We start from the raw sequence: 20326 nt of genomic DNA on the forward strand, positions 1-20326 counted from the left end.
AGATGCTAGCTGATAAAAAACTACTACAGTTGACAAATAGTCAATTATGTTTAATGTTTTTTTGTCTATAATTAAAGGTTTGACTAGTTAAGAAATCGAGAATATCTGTGCTTGTTAAGCATAAGATTATCAAAATTCTTCCAGAGGTTTCCTCCATAAATCTTTAACAGATCTTCAGAACTTATTGTTGGAAACTTTTTTAGAGATAATTGTTTTTTGTCCATTTTTTAGAACTCCTTCGTTTATATCCTAATTATAAATAAAATATTTTGAAAATCCCAAAAGGTACCTATATGATTATAAAGTGTTATCTATAAGTTATTGAGGATTTTATCTTTATAGTAATCAAAGTAAGTTTTTTTAGCAATGATACTCGTTACTTGGCCTTGTAAACCATATTGTATGATGTTACTGTCTTTATCTGGTATTTGAGCTAGTGCAGTCACTTTAAAAAGATTTCCTTGTTCAGTTTTTGTTGCTGTTCTATCAATAGAATTTATTTTCCCAATTATTGTGGTGCTTTGATTTCCGATTTTTTCTAGTTTAAGACGTGCGACCTGATCTTCTTTAAGTAAAGGGACATACTCAGAAGTGACATAGTAAGTGATAAGTACCTCTTTAGTTTCTTGAATAATGGGGTAAATTTGGGCGATTTCACTACCGTTTGGAATTAGAGTTTTTCCATCAAATTCATTATTTAAATGAATGATTCCTGTACCTGGGGCTTTAATAGTGTTGTGTTCAAAGTTAACATTTGCTTGACCAAGTTGAGCTGTCAGCTCTGTGATTTGTGTTTCAACAGTTGTCAGCTGTTGAGATGCCGATTGTAGAAATTGGGTTCGTAGGACTTCTACTTTGGTTCCTAAACTACTATCGTAAGTCGCAACACTTCCTGTACCTGCTCGTTGAATATTAAGACTAGCGATAGAGGATTTTAGACTTGAGATACTCTGATTAATTTGAGAAAGATATTGATCAGCTAATCCTTGCTGAGATTGTTGCTGGGATTGGACTAAGTAGGAATTTAAAGTAGCTTTGTGTGGATTGCTAGCCGACAAACTCGAACTTTTATTAGTGATAGCTTGACTAAGTTCCTCATACTCTGCTATTTGTTTGTAGATATTATTGATTTGTTTCTCTATAGCAGTGGCGGTATTTCCTGCTAAAGCTAGTTGATTATTAACCTCTGCATTGGTTTTAGAGATGCCTAACTCTATATCTTGAGATTGTGTGATAAAGTTGTTAAAGGTATTAATATAACCGAACTCATCTTCTCCTGTAAAGAGGTTATTTCCTTGTGACAGACTTGCTTTGAGAGTCTCGATTGCAGTTTTTTGCCGATTTAGGGTAGCTAGCTGTGTTTCAAGAGCTTGTTTTTGGGATTTCTCCATTGTTTCAGCGTATTTGATAACGACGTCATCTTTTTTGACCGATTGGTTATTGGACAGATTATTAGTTGTTATGGTGTTATTGCTAGTTGATTGGATTGAAGCGATGACTTGAGTTGGTGTAATCTCTCCTCTCGATGTGACGGTGACTTCTTTTTGGGCAAATAGAGAGAAGATAAGCAAGAAACTTAGTAATAGGACTAATGGTACAATTAAGAGTGTCGCAAAATTATGGTAGCGGCGCTGATAAAATTCTGCACTTTTAAATAGCTTTGGGTTCATGATAAGTCTCCTTATTTGCTAAATAGATGATGATAGAAACCTTGTTTGCTCATCAATTCTTGATGAGAGCCAGTCTCTATAACTTTCCCTTGGTTAAGGACAATGACTTGGTTAGTTCGTTCAGATATACTAAGACGATGGGCAACAAAGATGATGGTCTTGTCAGTCATGGCCATCAAATTTTCAATAACCTTTTTTTCAGTTAAAACATCAAGTCCGCTAGTTGCTTCATCAAGAATAAGTACAGGAGCTTTAGTCAGTAATGCTCTAGCCAAAGCAATCCGTTGTTTTTGACCACCTGATAATCCAGCTCCATCTGATAGTTCTGTTTGGTATCCCATAGGCATTTGTTCGATGTCTTGGCGAATTTCTGCTATCTCACAGGCTTTGATAATATCTTCTTGACTAATCATTTGATTAGCTCCCAAGGTTAGGTTTTCTAAGATTGATCCACTAAAAATATAAGCTTGTTGAGGTAGGTAGTTGATGTGTTGTCGAAGAACCTTTTTATCAATCATTTTGAGATCATTGTTGTTAATAGTGATTCGTCCCTTGTAAGGTTCAAAGAAGTTGACAATCATTTTAGCCAAGGTCGTTTTCCCTGATCCGCTAATTCCCACTATACTGACCTTATCACCTTGTTTGATAGATAGATTTATGTTATTTAGGGTGTCGCGTCCAAAACCATATTTATATGAAATGTCTTCAAAACAAATATCACCAGCCAGAAACGGTGAATCAGTTAAGGTCTGAGTATTTTTGAACTCAGATTCGACTAAGTAAACTTCATTAAGACGGTTGTTGGCTACCTTTGCAGACTGAAGTTTTGTTTGGAGGTTGATGATATTTTCCAAGGGATTAGTAAAGTAAGATAAGAGTGTGTTAAACGTAATCAATTGTCCAACGGAAATTTTACCTGTCATAACTATCTGAGCACCAAACCACAAAATAACAATATTCAGTATGAGTTGAGCTCCCTGTTTAAGGCTGCTCTGTAGGATAGAATATTTACTGAGTTTGAAAGATTTGTCCAAATAATCCACGAATTCGCTATCAATCTTTTGGTATCGAATTTCTTCACTAGTTAGGGATTTGATGGTTTCTACACCATTGATATCTTCAATAATAGCAGAGCTTACCATGGAATTGCTCTGCATTACATCGTTATTCATCTTTTCAAAGGGCTTCATAAAAGCAAAAATAATGATGATGTAAATAGGAACTGATATTAGTGAGAGAAGGAAGAGGTTGGTGTTTTGTACCAAAAGTACACTACCAATAATGAACAATATAGAGACATCAAGGAAGAGTGACAAAATCGTCGAAGCGAGAGCGTCAATGATTGAATTGGCATCTGTAAAACGAGAGATGACCTCACCGGTTCGCCGTGTCGCAAAGAAGGACATAGGAAGTTCAAAGATGTGGCGAATATAGGAGAGAATCACATCAATACTTAATCGCTGACTAAGTACGGTCAAGAGGTAATCTCGTGAGAAACTCATCATCTGTTGAAGTATATAGGTGATAATCAGTCCAATGGAGATAATGCCAAGAGTTGATTTCATCTGATTAGGAATATATTCATCTAAAATTCCTTGAAGATAGTATGAGCCACCAATATTGATAAGAGTCACCAAGAGACTAGCTAAAATGATATAAAAAATAAGTGAGCGTTGCTTGAAAATTAAGGGGAGAAAGCTCATCAAACCATTTTTTTTATCCTTATGAGGTTTATAGCTGGGAGATGGAGCCAGAAAGATAGCTACACCTGTCCATTCGGAAGCAAATCTCTCTTTGGTCATTTTTGTTACTTTGACAGTAGGATCAGGATCACCAATGATAAGATATTTTTTTATATTTTGATAGACAACGTAGTAGTGTTGTAGTTTGCCCTCTTTATTAACATGAACGATAAATGGATAAGGTAAGTCTTCCGTTTCAAAGAGGCTCATATCCGCTTGGATAGCTCTTGTTTCAAAATTCATTTCTTTGGCTGCTTTGACGATACCAAGAGCAGTCGTTCCTTCTTTATTTGTTTTAGCTAGTTCTCGCAAATGAGCTAAGGAATAGTCAGAACCATAAAACTTTGCAATAGACGCTAAAGCGGCGACTCCACAGTCCCTAGCGTCGATTTGAGGGATAAAGGTTCGTTTGTAAGATGTCATTTGTTAAATCCTTTCTTTTTATTTACAAGACTATTATGACAAAAAATAGGTAGAAAAAGTGATTAAATCTTAAATGGAGCATATAATGTCTTGAGTGGTATTTTTGGGTTTGAAAATTAGTTAACACCATTTTGTTAACAGCATATTTTTAATCATAAATGGTTACAAATTATGAAAAAATACGTTTCGTGATGAAAATCGTACATTTAAAGACTTTACGGTAAAACTCTCTTTTGTTCTGCTATACTGAACTTGTCAGGGTTACAATCTGACAAAAAATATCTATTATATAGGAGGTATTCATTATGAATACAATGGTGAAACAATTTGAAGTAATGGATGAAGTAATGCTATCCAATATTGAAGGTGGAGTTTCATGCTTTGAAGGTATTGTTGGTATAGGAGGTCTTGGTGCTGTAGCAGGACCTTGGGGAGTACTTGGAGGAGTGTTAGTAGGAGTTGCAAGTTTTTGCATGTAATAATTTTTAGCTAAAACAAAATTTTAAGGAATTATAATTATGACATTTGATATTTTAGAAAAATTTGATACAGTTGATACGAGCGAACTAACTATCATTAATGGTGGTTTAGATGCTGCACGATGTATTGTTGGTACACTGGGTTCTACTATTTTGGGTGGTGCTGGTTTTGGACCTGGTGGAGCTATTGTAGGATTTCTTGGTGGAACTGGAGCTTTTTGCTACGATACAGTTAGTTGAGGCATAAATGAAGCGTTGTTTTATATTTGCAATTAGTTTTATAATGACGACTATAGTCCTAAACATTTTATTCGGATCAAATACTATTATTCATAAATTTATTGCTGTAATAGGTATTATGATGTATTACAGAGGTGTTTTTAGAGAGTATAAAAGATATTAAAATCATTTCAAATTTGTTAAATTTCATAATCTTAATTTAACTCATTTGTACAATATAATAATCAAATAGGCTGGGAAAAGTCTTTAAAATCAGAAAAACGCATATTATCAGGTATTGAATTGAACAACCTTGATATTATGCGTTTTATTGTAGTGAGATTCACACTATTTTTCCTAAAAATGAGTTTTTGACTAGCCTAATTATTTGGGTACGATGAGAAGGTCAAGTATCTCATCTGAGGTGTAAGTTCTCCGTGAGAACCCGCACCCGCTACTGGTGGGCTAAATAGTTACTCGTAAGCAGGATAATCATGAGGTAGTAGGAAGAGGAAGGGATAGTAAGTCATGTATAGTAGATGAGGGATTTCAGAACTCTAAAGTTCAAATAGGTATATGTAAATCACGAGAGTAATGAGGAAAGATGTACAACTTATATATTGAGGTGAGATTCTGATGATAGCTGAAAGCATAGTTAACAACGAATCATGAGAAGTCAGTCAATCCTATAGTAGTCAGGATGATTCTATAATGGAAGAGGAGCGAAAGGGTACACAATTGAAAGTAGAATTGTCTGTTTTTATTATTTGTTTGGTAGGATGGTAGTATGAAAACATAAATGGTGGTTATTGTTCATAAAATATAGGAAATCCGAATAAAACGCTTATGTAGCCTGAGAGAGGAGGTAGTTAAGAAATCTTTTTAAAAATAAATATGATTGTGTTAATCATTATTTTGAAAGTAAATGATGTTTCTATTCTGCAGAGCGAAAAATATCATAATCAGTATTTTTACAATTAAATATATTCCAGATTAAGATAATTATAATTTTTTGATAAATGAATATTATATAGTAAAATACCATTTCGGTATAATATAGCTACCTTTTAGGATTTGCTTGAAAATTTAATTTAAAAATGTGTAAAATAAAATTATCAATAAAAAAGGAGCCACATTATGAAGAAATATTTATTACAATCATTATTAGTTAGTACTGCAGTATTAGTCACCATTAGTCCGAATCTTGTTTTAGCTGAAAGTGCTGAAACAAAATTTTCTGATACAGTGCCATCAACTTTAAATTTAGCACCAGCTGTAATAGAAACTAGTAACGAATCTTTACTTGAACAAAAATCTACCGATAGTGAAAATGTTCAGCAATCGACGAAGGAAATTACTAAGAAAGAAACTGATGACGTGAACTCAGTAACATCTGAAGAATACGCTTCAAATGTGTCTGATTTTAATAAAATTAGTATTGCTGAAGTTCGTCAGATATTCACTTCAGAAGATTCGGAACATACTTTATATTTTGGAAGAGGGTCATGTTATCATTGTCGTGAATTTTCTGGAGTATTGAAAGAGTTTAATATGCTGATTGATAAAAAGTTAGAATATTACGATATAGATGGTGCTGATTTTGATGATTCTGCTAAAGAGTTCATTTTTAAAACAATCGGTATTCCTGGAACGCCAACAATTATTTATTTTAAAAATGGTAAAACTATTTCTGGTTGGGTTGGTGGAGGAATAACTGCACAACAACTTTACGATTATCTCTATTTTGGAAAAACTGATGAGAAGCTGAAAAGAGAATTTGAAAATGATAATAAAAATATTATAAATCCAGAAAATTCAATGCAAACTATGGATATTAAAGAGGATACAGTCAAAATTAAAACAATTGCAAATCAAATCCCTAAAGATATTCCACTCTCTGACGAAAATTTACAGAAAAAGATTTTAGTTAAATCACAAGATACTTTTGGAAAGACTATTGAAAATATAGAGGATAATTCTAAAGATAGTGTAGTTGCTGTTAAAAATCAGGAGAATCCTGAACTACTTTACAGTAAATTTAATGAATATAAATCAGATTTTATAGCATCAACTAATTTTAAAAAAATAGAATCGGAAGTAAAAAATTTACCCCAAACAGGAGAAGAACAATCGATTAACTTTGTTCGTTTAGGAATCGCCTTATTTATTACTGGAATTTTTATAATAAGTAGTCATTTAAATACTAAAAATAAAGTATAAAATCATAAGAGTATAGTAATCTACTGGGAATAGATCATATTAGATATTTATGAGAAACAATGTAGATAATCTTTTTACCAAATTTTCAAAATAAAAATAAGTAAATAAATTGAGAAATTTACCTAAGTAGGAAATAAATTTCTCAATTTATTTTATTGTGGGAGGATTTTATTCGATTTTACAGTAATTAAGTTCATTTATCAATCTCTTTTTATTATATTTAAGAATATTTGAAGACAGTATTTTAGAAAACAATTATGGAGTTCTTAATACAGAATATATTATAAATGCTGATTCAAAGTGAAGTTTTATATGTTTTTTGATTTTGTTGAGCATAAAATCTATTAACTAAAGTCGAACTACAAAAATTAATTTTAGATGAACTAAACTGTAGGCTTTGGAAAGTTCTCTTATTCGATTTCAGAATGAAACGCTGATACAGGATTAAAAGAACTAAGTATTTCTTTTTGTTTTGAATGAGATACGTGAGTATAGATTTGTGTGATTGATATAGAACTGTGTCCAAGAATTTGTTGAATATATCGAATATCTACATCACTATCTAGAAGCATTGTCGCAAAGCTATGTCTAAACATATGCGGTGTAATAGTTCTAGAAAAGTTATTTTGTTCAACGATTCTCTTTATTACTAAACGTACACTTTGCTCTGACAATGGTTTAAGTGAATGTTTCCCTGGGAACAAGAAATCATTGGATTCATTTCTTGTTTTATTTATATATGTTTCTAATAAATTGAATGTTTTTTGATCTCCTAAAAATAGGATACGTTCTTTCTTACCCTTTCCTATAATATGGAGTGTCTTATTGGACAGATTAATGTCTTTGAGATGAATGTGGCAAAGTTCAGAAATTCTGATGCCTGTTGAAAGTAAAAGTGAAATAATTAGTAGATTTCTTTCAGCGTGTTGTTTTTGATAGTCAGTTTTAGATACAATTACTTTCCGTTCTAAATATATAAAAATGCTTTTCAGAATGTCATACGGAATCGTTTTAGGCAATACTTTTTCAGTTCTAAATTGAAAGCGCAATTGATTGAAGGGATTCTCTTCAATTATGTTCTGGTATTTTAGATAGTTATAAAACACCTTCATACAAGCAATTTTTCTTCTTAATGTATTCGTTTTTATGTTAGATCGTGTCAACTGTTCTATATAGGATTCGACATTATCATAGTCTGAGTTATAAAATTGCATAAGATCATTCTTATAAGCGCGAATCGTGTGCGAACTCAAACGCTTATGAGTTTTGCAATAATCTAAGTAAGTAGAAATAAGTTTATAATCCATAAAAATCTCCTTTATCAATAATCATGCTATTATAAACCTATTTAGGTGCTTTGTATAGCGATAATAAATTGTTATCGGTAGGAGAAATTTATGGGAAATAGTGATAAAATAAAAATTTTTTTGAGTAGACCTAATCCGTTTACTGAAAACCAAGATTTTTTTATCAATGAAATTGTATCGTTATTAAAAAGACATAATTTCGAATGTATTACATTACAAGCTGCAGAATATACTCCATATGAAGTTATGGTATCACTACGTGAGATGATACAAAGAAGCTATGGCATGGTTATTTTAGCAGTTGGTCAAACATATATATCTGAAGGAATTCGTAAAAAAGATGCTGAGGATAATCCTAGATTTTTCGAATCAAAAGAAATCCACTTAGAAAATAAGTGGATTACTAGTGTGTATTGTCAGATTGAAGGAATATTAGCATTAACTTTTGATCTGCCTATATTGACAATTCCTCAGGAAAAATTGACAAGAGAAGGTATTTTACATCAGGGTGAATACTCAATTACATCACCTGAATTTACCTTAGACTCAAAGGAAAAAATTCTTCAATTTGTAGAATCCTCTGAGTTTAGAAAAAGTTTTGATAAATGGAAACAAATGGTTATAGAAAAATATGAATTCATCAAAGGGGGAGAATTAGGTTATAAATAGTTAGTCCATAAGCTTTAACTTAATTCTTTCTAAATCTTCCCTTAAGAGCTTTCTTCCCTCATTTATAGTATTACTTTGTCTCTTGGTTTCGCCATAAACTTTGTCCGATAATGTTTCAATAATTCCGGAAATATATAGAAGCTCTTCTCGGTTAGATTGTAACCAGATATCATCATACATACTAGATTTTCTAATCAAATTTTCTAATGAACCTAATATAATTTTTGCTGTATACTTTGCAGTATAGTAGTGTTCTTTTAAAACTTCGGTATCTGTTTCAACACTTACAATTTTTAACAGCGTAGCACAATAATTTCTAGCACAGTATATATTGTTATCTTCAAAATTCATACCCAATCTATAGTAATTTATAGCTGACAATAAATCTCTTTTATCATTTGTAATATAAAATATTCGTAAAAATATCGCACCATATATCCCTAAAATTTTATGGTAAGTAGTGTTGTTTATATCAAGATAAGTATTAATTTTTCTCTGTGCTTCTCTCAAATTATCTAAGGATTTTTCATCTTTTTTATATGCTGATAACAAGTAGCCCGCTAAAATTTCATCATCGACATACCCTTTTTCTAAAAGTTCTTTATATAAATTTTCTGCTGTTACATACTCTTCGGCATCTTTAAATTTTTTTGCTATTCTTGCTAGGTCCATAAAGGAATTTTGAGATGTTTCTATAGAAATATTATTACTTTCCTCCATAGAATTATTTCTTTCGACAATTGTATATAAGTTATTTTCAAATACCGGACTATCTATAAATCTTTCGTCACTATTTATTGCAGAAGTAATGTACTCTGTGAGTATATCTTTCACTCGAACAACTTCATCAAGTTCATTCACTTTGTCAGAATCATATCTAATTTGAGGTAGGTGAGAAATATCAAAAAAATTAATTTTAGCAGTATGATTATCACATAGGATAATTGTAGATTTAGGTCTCATTGCATGGCGCAGTCCTAATTCATAAATTGCATTTTGATTTAACGTAGTAATGTCAGCAATAACAATATCAGCTTTGAATATACCTTCAATAAATGTTTTTGTAATATTTTGAGTTGTATATACCTCATCAGCTCTAAATCTATTCTCTCCATGAATTGAAGTTAACTCTTTATTTAAAATAACAGGTTTAATAATATTTGAGTATACAGCATTTAAATCAACCTCAATATTTGTATTTGGAATTTTTTTGTGTTAAATCCCATTACAACAAAACAACTAGTCATTTTTTTACCTCTCCTACCGATAACAATTTATTATCACTAGTATAACATAAATTCATTTTGAGTAGCTTGATTTATATAATGATTTTACTATTTAAAATTAAATAGCAAACTATGAAATTGGTCAACTATAACTTAAAACATTATTTTGAAATTATATCTAGTATTTTTGAGTTAATTACAAACTTACAACAATGAGATATTTGTATAGTTTGAAGAAAATAAGTACAAATTTATTAGAAAATCAAGATTTCATAGAATTAGCATGTAAAATTTCAATTTTAGAATTATATCCTCTAATGATTACGAATCAGTCTTTTTTTCTTATGTGACTTTCAGTCCGTCTCGCTCCGTTAGGTGCGAGACAAAAAATCACCCGCTATGCGGGTGCGCGTCGAAGGTTATACCAAAAAAACTCCAAACGCGATACAATAAAGGTGTTCAAGCCAATTGTAAAGCGAAAGGAGAAAAATATGGCACAAAAGGCTCATAGTTTATCGCACACAAAGTGGCACTGTAAGTATCACATTATGTTCACCCCTAAGTATAGACGAAAAGTCATTTATAATCAATATCGAAGTAGTTTAGGCGAAATATTTCATCGCTTGTGTAGTTATAAAGGAGTTGAAATTATCGAGGGTCACTTAATGCCAGACCATGTACACATGTTAGTCAGTATTCCACCAAGGACAATTGTTTCGAGTTTCATGGGTTATTTAAAAGGAAAAAGTGCACTCATGATGTTTGACAAACACGCCAATCTCAAGTACAAGTTTGGGAATCGGCATTTCTGGGCGGAAGGTTATTATGTGAGTACAGTAGGGCTTAATGAAGCTACAATTAAGAAATATATTCAAGAACAGGAAAAGCATGATATAGCACTAGATAAATTAAGCGTAAAAGAATATGAGGATCCCTTTAGGGATAGTGGTAAGTAATACTAAAGCCTCTTTGAGAGGCAAGTGACGAGTCAAGAGCAATAAGACTTGAACAAAGTGAAAGCCAGCGTCTTTAGGCGCTGGCTGGTAATTTGGGCTTATAGCCCTGGGACAAACCACCCGTTTGACGGGTGGTAATGATTATTCAATGGGAATATAATGAAATTCTTTCAAAAGAAAAAACAGAACCATGATCAATTTAAACGACTGATTCATCGACTATCAGAGATGTCAGATAATGAGCTAACCAAAGTAGAACAATTCCTAGATGTGGTTTTTGATACAAGTTTCAAGTCTAGTGAGAGAGTAGAAATATCTCTAAACGATATAACTATTGAGGAACAAAGTCTTGATAGGTCAGGAAGCGAAAAATAAACTGAATACTGAGCAGTTGGAGAAGCGAATAGAGCAGTTTAAACAAGCAAAAAAACTGAGAAATGGGTAAAAAAGATTAGGCATTGTTGAATGTCTGATATTTGTAGTTAAATACCTTTCCTTCTATTGTTTTTGACGAATTTGATATTTTGTCTCGATATTGTTAGTGATATAACCTTTCTCTCTTAAAGCGTTAGTTATTTCTGTATAAATATCATTACCGTTTGAATCTTTGATAGTAATAATTAAAACGAATTCTTGAGATGGTACGTACAATCCATCTCGTGAAGTTAAATCTACTCGTAGTTTCCATCCATCCTCTAAGTTAATTCCTTTACTTATTTTTCTGTAGTAAGATTTTATAGGACTCCATTTAAATCCATGCTTAACTTGTGCTGCTTCAAATTTTTCATCCCATTTTGATTCAAGTGGAACCTGACCTTTATATTTAGTTTTTCCTTCAGCTGTGTATGAATATGTCCCAAAACTAACATCAATATTAGTTCTACAATATTCACGACCATATTTAGGGTCTAAAGGTGGTAAGTAGGCAAGGGTCATTCCTATTTCACCAATATATTTGTTATTTTTGATAAGGGATTTTGGATATGGGAAATCATACATTTCTAAATGTGTCCCCTGAGATACTTTTTGTTTGAAAATCAGTGTTACGCAATCTTTACTGCATTGCAAAATATCTTTTGTATCAGCTGAAGAAATCCCAAATCCATAATATTTAATATTGTCTGGATGTTCGTCTAATAACTCACGAGAGTTCATCCTAGCTGAATGTATTAACATTGCTTTAGAGAGGAGTAAATCAGGCTCCACCATTTCTTCATATATGGAAGCGTACTTTTGCAATGATCGGGGAGTCGAATAACTTGTTCCATTTCCTTCAATTATTTTCCCACTTGAATCCAAACCTTTGACTCCTAATCCATCAATTTTATATGAAGTAGAAAGATTACCACCATAATCAACGATATCAGGCTTAATAATATAGTTAGCGCCAGGTCCTCTTCGACTAAAAGGAGAAGGTTCATTAAATTTTACAATTGAATCTATAGAATCAAATAATGCAACAGAACCTACAGTTATAGCTCGAATAGAATCAGCTGGTGATATAAGTCGGTCATGCTCTCCAATATCTATTTGAGGTGGCCAATTCCGAAGAGGAAGACTATTTATGTTTCCGCTAGAAACAAAGATTTGCACATGGTAGGTGTCTTGAATGTAATCTAAAAACACACCTAAATCAGACATTGAATCATCACAAGGCTTGTTTTCAATTCCTAGAGACAGATTCCATATTTTAGTAGTAGACGAATATTTCTCCATTACTTCTTCAATAATTACCATTAAATCATCTTCTGTAATAGAATCAGTTAATCCAAATTTTGTATCACTATTTGGAATTGCAACGATATCTACAAATTTAAATCGATAAGCAGTAGAAGCAGGAATACCATTTAAAACATTTCCATATTGTATAGTAGATGCAATAAATGTGGCATGTTGTGGATTTTGATAAATTTTATCTACATATTCTTCTCGTGCAACAATATGAGGTGATAAAAATGGATTATTGTCACTTATTCCACCATCAATAATTCCTATAGTAACATCGCTATCCCTGTATTCAGAATCTAGTAAGATTTGTAATTCAGTAGATGAAAAATTATTCTGAGGAAGGGAGTACTCTTGAAAAAAATCAACAGTTTTTACTCCATTAATAGAAGCTAATTTGATAATGTCTTTATAAGAAGTGACTTCTATTTTTAAAAATTTAATTTTATCACCATATGAAAAAATTTCATATTTATCTTCAAAATTGAGTAAATGTAATTTTTGTATCACATATTCCCAAATTTGTTCATTATCAAAGTCATCATCAAAATCAAAGATCTTAATTTTAATAAGCTTACTAATAGAGTTAAAGTCTTCCGATTTAATAGACTGGAGTGTCGGTGAAATTTTTTCTTCTGGTTTAATAGGTTGAATATTAACTATTGCAGTCATGTTGGCTTGAAATTTTTGTGATGGCGGATTTTCAACCATCTCTATTGTTTTGTGAATGTTTTTTCTGTCCACCTTAATATATATTTCGTCTAAATCCTCGCTGCCAATAATTCTACAATTTCTACATAAATCAGAGGGTTTATGTGATTTTGCAATAGCTTCAGGTTTTACTGTTATTTTTCCCACAGCAGGGATAGCTTCGTTTTCATCAAAAACATCTGAATAAAAAGATAACAACTCTTCGAACTTATCGGTTATTCCTTTTTTTAATTCCGGAGTTACTTTTCCAAAAAATTTCAAATCTCCGCCCCCAATATTTGGGACAATATCAGTTGTTTTGGGAAGAACTAATTTTATTGGTAGATTGTTCTCACTCATGATTAAACCTCTTTCACAATTTTTTGAATAGTTGTTTTTGAACTACCTAAAATATCTGCAATTGCTTGTAAACTAAATATTTTTGAATCTTTTTCTCGTAAATACTTTGCTTTAATCTTTAATAGTTCTCGAGAATCTTCACAGTTTTGAGGGATGATATTTTTCGTAATAAACATTTCTTCATAAATGCTAGATAAATTAAAAGAAGAATTGTGTATAACTGAGTTCCTTATTGCTTTAATCATAATATCTTCTATATCAGAACCGCTTTGTCCATCAAATAAAGTTGAAATTTCTAAAATTTCTTTTTGGTTAAATTTATATATATCATTGGAAAATAGTGTAATCAATTCTGCAATGGCAGTTTTATCAGGCAGTTCTATTTCTAATTTATAGTCAAATCTTCTCCATATTGCTAAATCAAGTAACTGCTGATGATTAGTAGCTGCTAAAATTAAGCTGTCGTTGCTCATCGTATCGATATTTTGTAAAAGGCTATTAACTACTCTTTTCAACTCACCAAGCTCGTTATTATCGTCTCTAGCCTTAGCAATAGCATCAAATTCATCTAAAAATAATACACAAGGCATTTTTTGCGCAAATTCAAATAGACTACGAATGTTTTTAGCGGTAGTACCGAGATATGAAGAAATTAGACTATCTAATCTAGCGACAATGAGTGGTAAATTTAATTTTTTAGCAATTAAGTAGGCACTCTTGGTTTTTCCACATCCAGGTGGTCCATACAGCAGTAGTGAATTAGATACATTTATTCCAATAGAATTAAGTTTATCGGCGTTTTGATAACTTAAAATAAAGGAATTTAATTTTTCTTCATTTCTTTTTGAAAGAATAACTTCAGTATCATTTTGATGTGGGTAAATAATGTCAGCAAGATTCATTCTAGATTCAGTATCAACAGGAATATCAATAGAATTAGTGTTATTCATTGGAGTCAGAGTAGACTCGGTTTGAGCGGATAATAACCGCTGAAATTTAATTGCTGAGCGAGAATCACCATCCTTTTCTAGTTTTGATACCAATTGTTTTGTATAGTTAAAAACTTTGGTTTGATCATGCTTTAAAGCACCTTCTATGATTTTACCAATCTCAATAGAGTATTTCATTATTACACCTCCTACTATATTTTAACGGAACGAATCGAAATTGTAAAGAACGAACACCCTAATAAACGGAACTATTGTCAAAGATAATGGGATTATAGAGTGTATTTTAGGTACATTTGAATTTTTACAGAGGCGTATTCTTGAATAAGCTATGGTTTACAATGTAGGTTTGAATAATGAAGGGTACGAAATTATAGATAAATCATTGCAGATATTGTCACAATATTTGTGATAACTTTTCCAAATCATCCTTGTTATCCTAATATCATCCATAGAAAATCAATTTTTGATTTTCTATGGGGGTTTGGGGGCGAAGCCACCAAGTTATCTTATCGTTAGCTGTCATAACTGGAAGGTTTTGATCAGCTGGCGATATGATTTTTGAGATATTGTGGACACAATATCTGAGCTCGCAAAGACCGAACAAGAACCAAGTGAGGTCTTTAGGAAGCGTACTGACAATGTGAGGTAGACTTACACTGTCAGACAAGTAGAATGTTGAAGGGATATCAGAATGGGACAAGAAATTAAGTCAATCCGAAAGCAATTTAGAATTACGAGACAAGAAGAAAAACAGATAAAAGAAATGATGAGGGAACAAAAAGTGGATAGTTTCTCAGAATTTCTTCGTCAAAATTTATTGAAAAAGAATTATCAGGATAGAATTTTTGAAAGTTGGTTCTCCCTTTGGCAGTCTCAAAAGTTTGAACAGATTAGTCGAGATGTGTATGAAGTTCTGGTTGTCGCAAGAGAAAATCATCAAGTGACTCAAGAGCACGTCTCAATCTTATTGACTTGCGTTCAAGAATTGATTTCAGAAGTGAATCAAGTGCAGCCACTCAGTCGTGAGTTCCGTGAAAAATATATGGGTTAGGAGGATGTAATGGTTTATCGCTATCGTACCAATCTCAAAAAAGTATTTCTAACTGGTCCAGAATTACACCAATTGAATGAACGGATTGCTAAGAGCAATTGTCAAAATTTCTCAGTCTATGCCAGAAAAGTTTTGCTTAATCCCGATATGTCATTTGTCACGATTAACACTGATACTTATGACCAGTTAGTTTTTGAATTGAGACGGATTGGAAATAACATCAATCAAATTGCGCGTGCGATTAATCAAAGCCATCTGATTTCTCAGGACCAATTACAAGAATTGAGTAAAGGAGTCGGAGAGTTAATTAAGGAAGTGGACAAAGAATTTCAAGTGGAGGTGAAAAGACTGAAGGAGTTTCATGGTAGTTACTAAACACTTTTCGACGCACGGAAAAAAATATCGTAGGCGTTTAATTAAGTATATTCTTAACCCTGATAAAACGGACAATTTGAAATTGGTATCTGATTTTGGCATGAGCAATTACTTGGACTTCCCTAGTCATGCAGAAATGGTAGAGATGTACAATGTCAACTTCAGCAATAATGACAAGTTGTACGAATCCAGAAACGACCGACAAGAAAAACACCAACAAACTATTCATGCTCATCACCTCATTCAATCATTTTCTCCTGAAGATAATCTGACACCTGAAGAAATTAACCGCATTGGTTATGAGACCATGATGGAATTGACAGGAGGTCATTTTAAGTTTATCGTAGCAACTCACACAGACAAAGATCATGTTCATAATCACATCCTAATCAACGCTATTGACCGCAATTCAGATAAAAAGTTGATATGGAACTATGCCTTGGAACGAAACCTCCGTATGATTTCAGACCGTATTTCTAAAGTGGCTGGTGCAAAAATTATTGAGAAACGTTATTCCTATCGAGATTATAAAAAATATAGGGAATCTAGTCATAAGTTTGAATTGAAACAACGTCTTTATTTTTTGCTGCAGCAATCTAAATCGTTTGATGATTTTTTAGAGAAAGCAAGGCAGTTGCATGTTCAGATTGATTTTAGTCAAAAGCATAGCCGTTTTTTGATGACAGATAGAACGATGATAAAACCAATTCGAGGACGCCAACTCAGCAAACGAGATCTATATGATGAAGAATTTTTTAGAACGCATTTTGCTAAGCAAGAGATTGAAAGTCGTTTAGAATTTTTGTTGAACCGTGTCAATTCTTTAGAAGATTTAATAACAAAAGCAAAAGAATTGAATCTAACCATTGACTTAAAACAAAAAAATGTAACTTTTATCCTGGAAGAAGATAATCAAAAGATAAGTTTGGGTCATCAAAAAATAAGTGATAAGAAATTATATGATGTCAAATTTTTTCAAGATTATTTTAAAAATAAGGAAGTCATTGCTTCAGAAGGATTAGAGAATTTACAGGAACAGTACCATGCTTTCCAAGAAGAACGAGATAAGGCTAAAGTATCCACTGAAGAGATTGAGGAAGCCTTTAAGACATTTAAGGAAAAACGAGATACCGTTCGTGAATTTGAAGTGGAACTTGCAGAGAACCAAATAGCGAAGCTAGTTGATGAGGGCATTTATATCAAAGTGTCTTTTGGTATTAAGCAGAGTGGTCTCATTTTCATTCCCAATTATCAATTAGATATTCTGGAAGAAGAGAATCAAACAAAATATAAAATCTTTATACGTGAGACAACCTCATACTTTGTCTATAACAAAGAACATTCGGATAAGAATCAGTATGTCAAAGGACGAACATTGATAAGACAGCTAACCAACGATAGTCGAGTAATACCATACAGAAGACCTACAGTTAAGAGTCTACAGGAAAAGATTACTGAGATTAACCTCTTCATTGAATTAACTGAAGCAGATAAGAAATACCAAGACATTAAAGATGAGTTAGTAAAAGAAATAGCAGAGATAGATATAAAACTAAATCAAATTAATGAAAAAATCGCCAACTTAAATAAGATGGCGGAAGTGCTTATCAATTTGAAGAGTGAAGATGTGAGCAGTCGAAAGCTTGCAAGATATGACTTTTTAAAATTAAATTTGCCAGAATCAATTACAGTAGAACAAGTAAGCGAAGAAATAAGAGCGTTTAAAGAGGAGCTAAATCATTATCTTTATGAGTATGAGAACTTAATAAAAAATTTAGAAATGTTTGTAAAAGTACTGAATGATAAGGATTTTGATAAAAAATTTAGTATAGAAATACTATTGGAATAACAAGAACTAATCCTATGGTGGTTAAAGATTAACTATCCTTGTGTCATTGATTAATATATTTGTCATAGTGCTCTTGGTACTGTGCTTTTATATTATGTTCTCCTAGAATTTCAAATACCTGAAGTGCTTGTTTCATCTTTTCGATTCCGTTCGCAAGATTGCACTTAAATTCAAAGTATCCACATGTATATAAGAAGACGGTTTGTTCATAATAGTTTAATTCATTATTTAGTAATTTTTTTATTTCTTTGATTAGAAAACTACAATTTTGAAATTCTTCTTTATCAATACTAACAATTAGGCAATTGATTGCCAATTGTGTAACAAGCCGTTTATTTGTCTTATTTAATGTTGAATAGATATAATTTTTTAACATTTCTATAGTTAATAGGAAAAAGGAGTTATAATTAATTGTTCTTACACAGTTACCTAATAAGATAATTTCATAGTAACCCCAGTTTTCAACTTTAAAAAGATAATCTGTAAGCTGTAATAACTCCTCGTCCGAGGGGAGAAAATTTTTATTTGTTGTATAGAGAATCGATTTTACCATTGTCTTTTCATAAGGACCCAAGTTATAACTTGAAGAGTTTGATAGTAATTCAATAATACTATCAAAATTTTTTGTGGAGTAGTGTTTTCGAATATATTGCACCAAGTTAGCGAATGATCCAGTTCTAGTAGAATTATTGTCATGAAGAATAATAAATTCATCCAAAGTTATATGTAATTTATCTAAAATATTGATTAGTCGAATACAAGAGATTTCTGATTCTCCCCGTTCAAATCTAGAGATTTGAGATTTAGATAAATTACTATCAGCAATTGAACTTAAACTTATTTTCTTCCCTTTTCGAATTTTTCTGAGTGTTATACCAAGTTTTGATTTCATTTTTCCCATATTCCCAACAAAATTACAAGGATTTTTTATTTATTATACAATAAATAAAAAAATAAAGGGAGGTTCAGTATGAAAAAAATTTTAAAATTTACATCAATATTGTTATTGATTATGGATATTATCATTATAGTCGGAGGTTGATTCTTACTAATCTTATACGTAATTCTTAGAGGATATCTATTATGCAAGAAGTTATTATCACAAATAATAAAAGCTGGTTATTTAGTTCGTCTAAGAGACATAGAAGACACCTAAAAAGGGTTGTTACTTATTGCAAAGTTAGTTCCGATAGTGAGAATTAGAAAAACAGTTACGAATCTCAAGTAAGACACTACAAAGAATATATTTCTAAGCGTTCAGATTGGTAACTTGCAGATATTTATCATATAAAGGTATATTAGGAACAAAAGTAGGAAAAAGACAAGCTTTTAACGACTAATAAATGAAATGAAAACTGTTATATTTCACTGATTGCTGTCATATAAAACATATTTTTATGAGTGACGTGTTTACTTTCATTGTATAATCACAATAGAAATACTATTTTAGTTTTACTAAAATCTAGAATATTTGAAAACTAATTGGCTTACTTATATATGAAAACATCCCTAATCTGCAACAAGGAGAGGAAGCAATGAAAAATTTAGGACAAATCTTAAAAAAAATTCGAGAAGCTAAGGGCCTCTCTCTTTATAATATTGCTAATGATGAGATTTCTACCTCTCAGTTATCTAGATTTGAAAATGGATATACAGATATTACTCTTAGTAAATTACTTTCAGTTTTAAAGACACTGGACGTATCTTTAGAAGAGTTTATGTATTTAGGGCGTGGTTTTCATAAGATGAGTAATTTCGAGGTAATTGATAAGATAAATAATTATTTTTATAAGAACAACAGCCCAGCCTTGAGAAGACTCCTAATTAATTGTATAGAAAAGGAAGAGGAGAAACTAAGTAAGAAATTAACAATAATTTTGATTAAGTTAAAGCTCCAAGAAATTGAGAAAGATAATATTGTGACTTCTGAAGAAATTGATTTTATATCAGACTATTTATTCAGCATAGATATCTGGGGTGAATATGAATTAGAGCTATTTTCCTCCACAATGGAAATTTTTTGCCAATCAAGTATTATGATATTAACGAAGGAAATGGTGAGGAGAACTGATTTTTATAAACATTTACCGACCCATAGAAGATTAATTACCAGCATGTTATTTAATGCTTTTAGCCTCAGCGTAGAAAGAAATAATATAGTTGATGCATCTTATTATAGAGAACAATTAGTCCAGCTATTTTTTGATGAAACAGAATTATATGAAAGATTAGTTTTTCACCTCATAGATAGTTGTTACAATTTTAAGATGTCAAATGAATTGAGTAATATTTTAGAGATGAGAAAGTGTATTGGCTTTCTGAAAACCTTGGAAAGCATGAGTTTAGTAGATAGATGGGAAAAATATATTGAGAGAGTACTTAATAGTAACTAATTGCAAATTAGGGATAAAAACT

General features: G+C 31.6%; 15 protein-coding genes and 2 pseudogenes. 10 read left to right on the top strand and 7 right to left on the bottom strand.

Annotation, left to right across the window (positions count from 1 at the left end; genetic code table 11):
* Positions 1-311 precede the first annotated feature (311 nt).
* Positions 312-1670, bottom strand: a complete 1359-nt coding sequence (locus ABKJ27_RS04745; RefSeq protein ID WP_247933196.1) for a bacteriocin secretion accessory protein — start codon at positions 1668-1670, stop codon at positions 312-314.
* Between the two features lie 11 nt (positions 1671-1681).
* Positions 1682-3835 carry a peptide cleavage/export ABC transporter gene (locus ABKJ27_RS04750; RefSeq protein WP_247933197.1) on the bottom strand — a complete coding sequence of 718 codons (2154 nt, stop codon included), beginning with the start codon at positions 3833-3835 and terminating at the stop codon, positions 1682-1684.
* A 305-nt stretch (positions 3836-4140) separates the two neighbouring features.
* Here ABKJ27_RS04750 and ABKJ27_RS04755 point away from each other — a divergent pair, with 305 nt between their 5' ends.
* From ABKJ27_RS04755 to ABKJ27_RS04765, 3 genes are all read left to right on the top strand, one after another.
* Positions 4141-4314: a Blp family class II bacteriocin gene (locus tag ABKJ27_RS04755; RefSeq protein WP_219137287.1), complete on the top strand. Its 174-nt coding sequence runs from the start codon at positions 4141-4143 to the stop codon at positions 4312-4314.
* A 39-nt stretch (positions 4315-4353) separates the two neighbouring features.
* Positions 4354-4554: a bacteriocin BlpI gene (locus tag ABKJ27_RS04760; RefSeq protein WP_219137286.1), complete on the top strand. Its 201-nt coding sequence runs from the start codon at positions 4354-4356 to the stop codon at positions 4552-4554.
* 1116 nt (positions 4555-5670) lie between these two features.
* Positions 5671-6753: an LPXTG cell wall anchor domain-containing protein gene (locus tag ABKJ27_RS04765; protein ID WP_410011432.1), complete on the top strand. Its 1083-nt coding sequence runs from the start codon at positions 5671-5673 to the stop codon at positions 6751-6753.
* A gap of 410 nt (positions 6754-7163) precedes the next feature.
* Here ABKJ27_RS04765 and ABKJ27_RS04770 read toward each other — a convergent pair whose 3' ends face one another.
* Positions 7164-8060: a tyrosine-type recombinase/integrase gene (locus ABKJ27_RS04770; RefSeq protein ID WP_219137284.1), complete on the bottom strand. Its 897-nt coding sequence runs from the start codon at positions 8058-8060 to the stop codon at positions 7164-7166.
* A 90-nt stretch (positions 8061-8150) separates the two neighbouring features.
* Between ABKJ27_RS04770 and ABKJ27_RS04775 the strand changes: the two genes are divergently transcribed.
* Positions 8151-8729, top strand: a complete 579-nt coding sequence (locus ABKJ27_RS04775; RefSeq protein WP_049532747.1) for a hypothetical protein — start codon at positions 8151-8153, stop codon at positions 8727-8729.
* Here the strand turns inward: ABKJ27_RS04775 and ABKJ27_RS04780 are convergent.
* Positions 8730-9976, bottom strand: a pseudogene (locus ABKJ27_RS04780) (hypothetical protein).
* 470 nt (positions 9977-10446) lie between these two features.
* Here ABKJ27_RS04780 and tnpA point away from each other — a divergent pair.
* Together tnpA and ABKJ27_RS04790 are read left to right on the top strand one after the other, a co-directional pair.
* Entirely contained in the window at positions 10447-10911 is a 465-nt protein-coding gene (gene tnpA / locus ABKJ27_RS04785; protein ID WP_410011433.1) for an IS200/IS605 family transposase, read from the top strand.
* A gap of 159 nt (positions 10912-11070) precedes the next feature.
* Positions 11071-11356, top strand: a pseudogene (locus ABKJ27_RS04790) (hypothetical protein).
* Between the two features lie 53 nt (positions 11357-11409).
* Here ABKJ27_RS04790 and ABKJ27_RS04795 read toward each other — a convergent pair.
* Complete coding sequence (locus ABKJ27_RS04795) at positions 11410-13686, bottom strand: S8 family peptidase (protein ID WP_410011434.1); 2277 nt, start codon at positions 13684-13686, stop codon at positions 11410-11412.
* 2 nt (positions 13687-13688) lie between these two features.
* Positions 13689-14813, bottom strand: a complete 1125-nt coding sequence (locus ABKJ27_RS04800) for an AAA family ATPase (protein WP_049493780.1) — start codon at positions 14811-14813, stop codon at positions 13689-13691.
* 514 nt (positions 14814-15327) lie between these two features.
* Here ABKJ27_RS04800 and ABKJ27_RS04805 point away from each other — a divergent pair.
* The 3 genes from ABKJ27_RS04805 to ABKJ27_RS04815 are packed head-to-tail and all read left to right on the top strand — an operon-like array spanning position 15328 to position 17911.
* Positions 15328-15687 (top strand): SAG1252 family conjugative relaxosome accessory protein, encoded by a 360-nt coding sequence (locus ABKJ27_RS04805; protein WP_061370830.1) that lies wholly within the window; start codon positions 15328-15330, stop codon positions 15685-15687.
* 9 nt (positions 15688-15696) lie between these two features.
* Positions 15697-16062, top strand: coding sequence for a MobC family plasmid mobilization relaxosome protein (locus ABKJ27_RS04810; protein WP_410011435.1), 366 nt, complete (start codon positions 15697-15699; stop codon positions 16060-16062).
* On the top strand, positions 16049-17911 hold the full coding sequence (locus ABKJ27_RS04815) for an SAG1250 family conjugative relaxase (protein ID WP_410011436.1): 1863 nt from the start codon (positions 16049-16051) through the stop codon (positions 17909-17911). Before ABKJ27_RS04810 ends, ABKJ27_RS04815 begins: the two co-directional genes overlap by 14 nt.
* A 43-nt stretch (positions 17912-17954) precedes the next feature.
* Here the strand turns inward: ABKJ27_RS04815 and ABKJ27_RS04820 are convergent, their stop codons facing one another.
* On the bottom strand, positions 17955-18803 hold the full coding sequence (locus ABKJ27_RS04820) for a helix-turn-helix domain-containing protein (protein ID WP_025169843.1): 849 nt from the start codon (positions 18801-18803) through the stop codon (positions 17955-17957).
* A 643-nt stretch (positions 18804-19446) separates the two neighbouring features.
* On the opposite strand from ABKJ27_RS04820, the gene ABKJ27_RS04825 reads away from it, so the two are divergent.
* A complete protein-coding gene (locus ABKJ27_RS04825) occupies positions 19447-20304 on the top strand; it encodes a helix-turn-helix domain-containing protein (RefSeq protein WP_410011437.1) in 858 nt (285 codons plus the stop codon).
* Positions 20305-20326: the final 22 nt, after the last annotated feature.

Source organism: Streptococcus sp. KHUD_011 (genome assembly GCF_046352925.1).
GTDB lineage: Bacteria > Bacillota > Bacilli > Lactobacillales > Streptococcaceae > Streptococcus.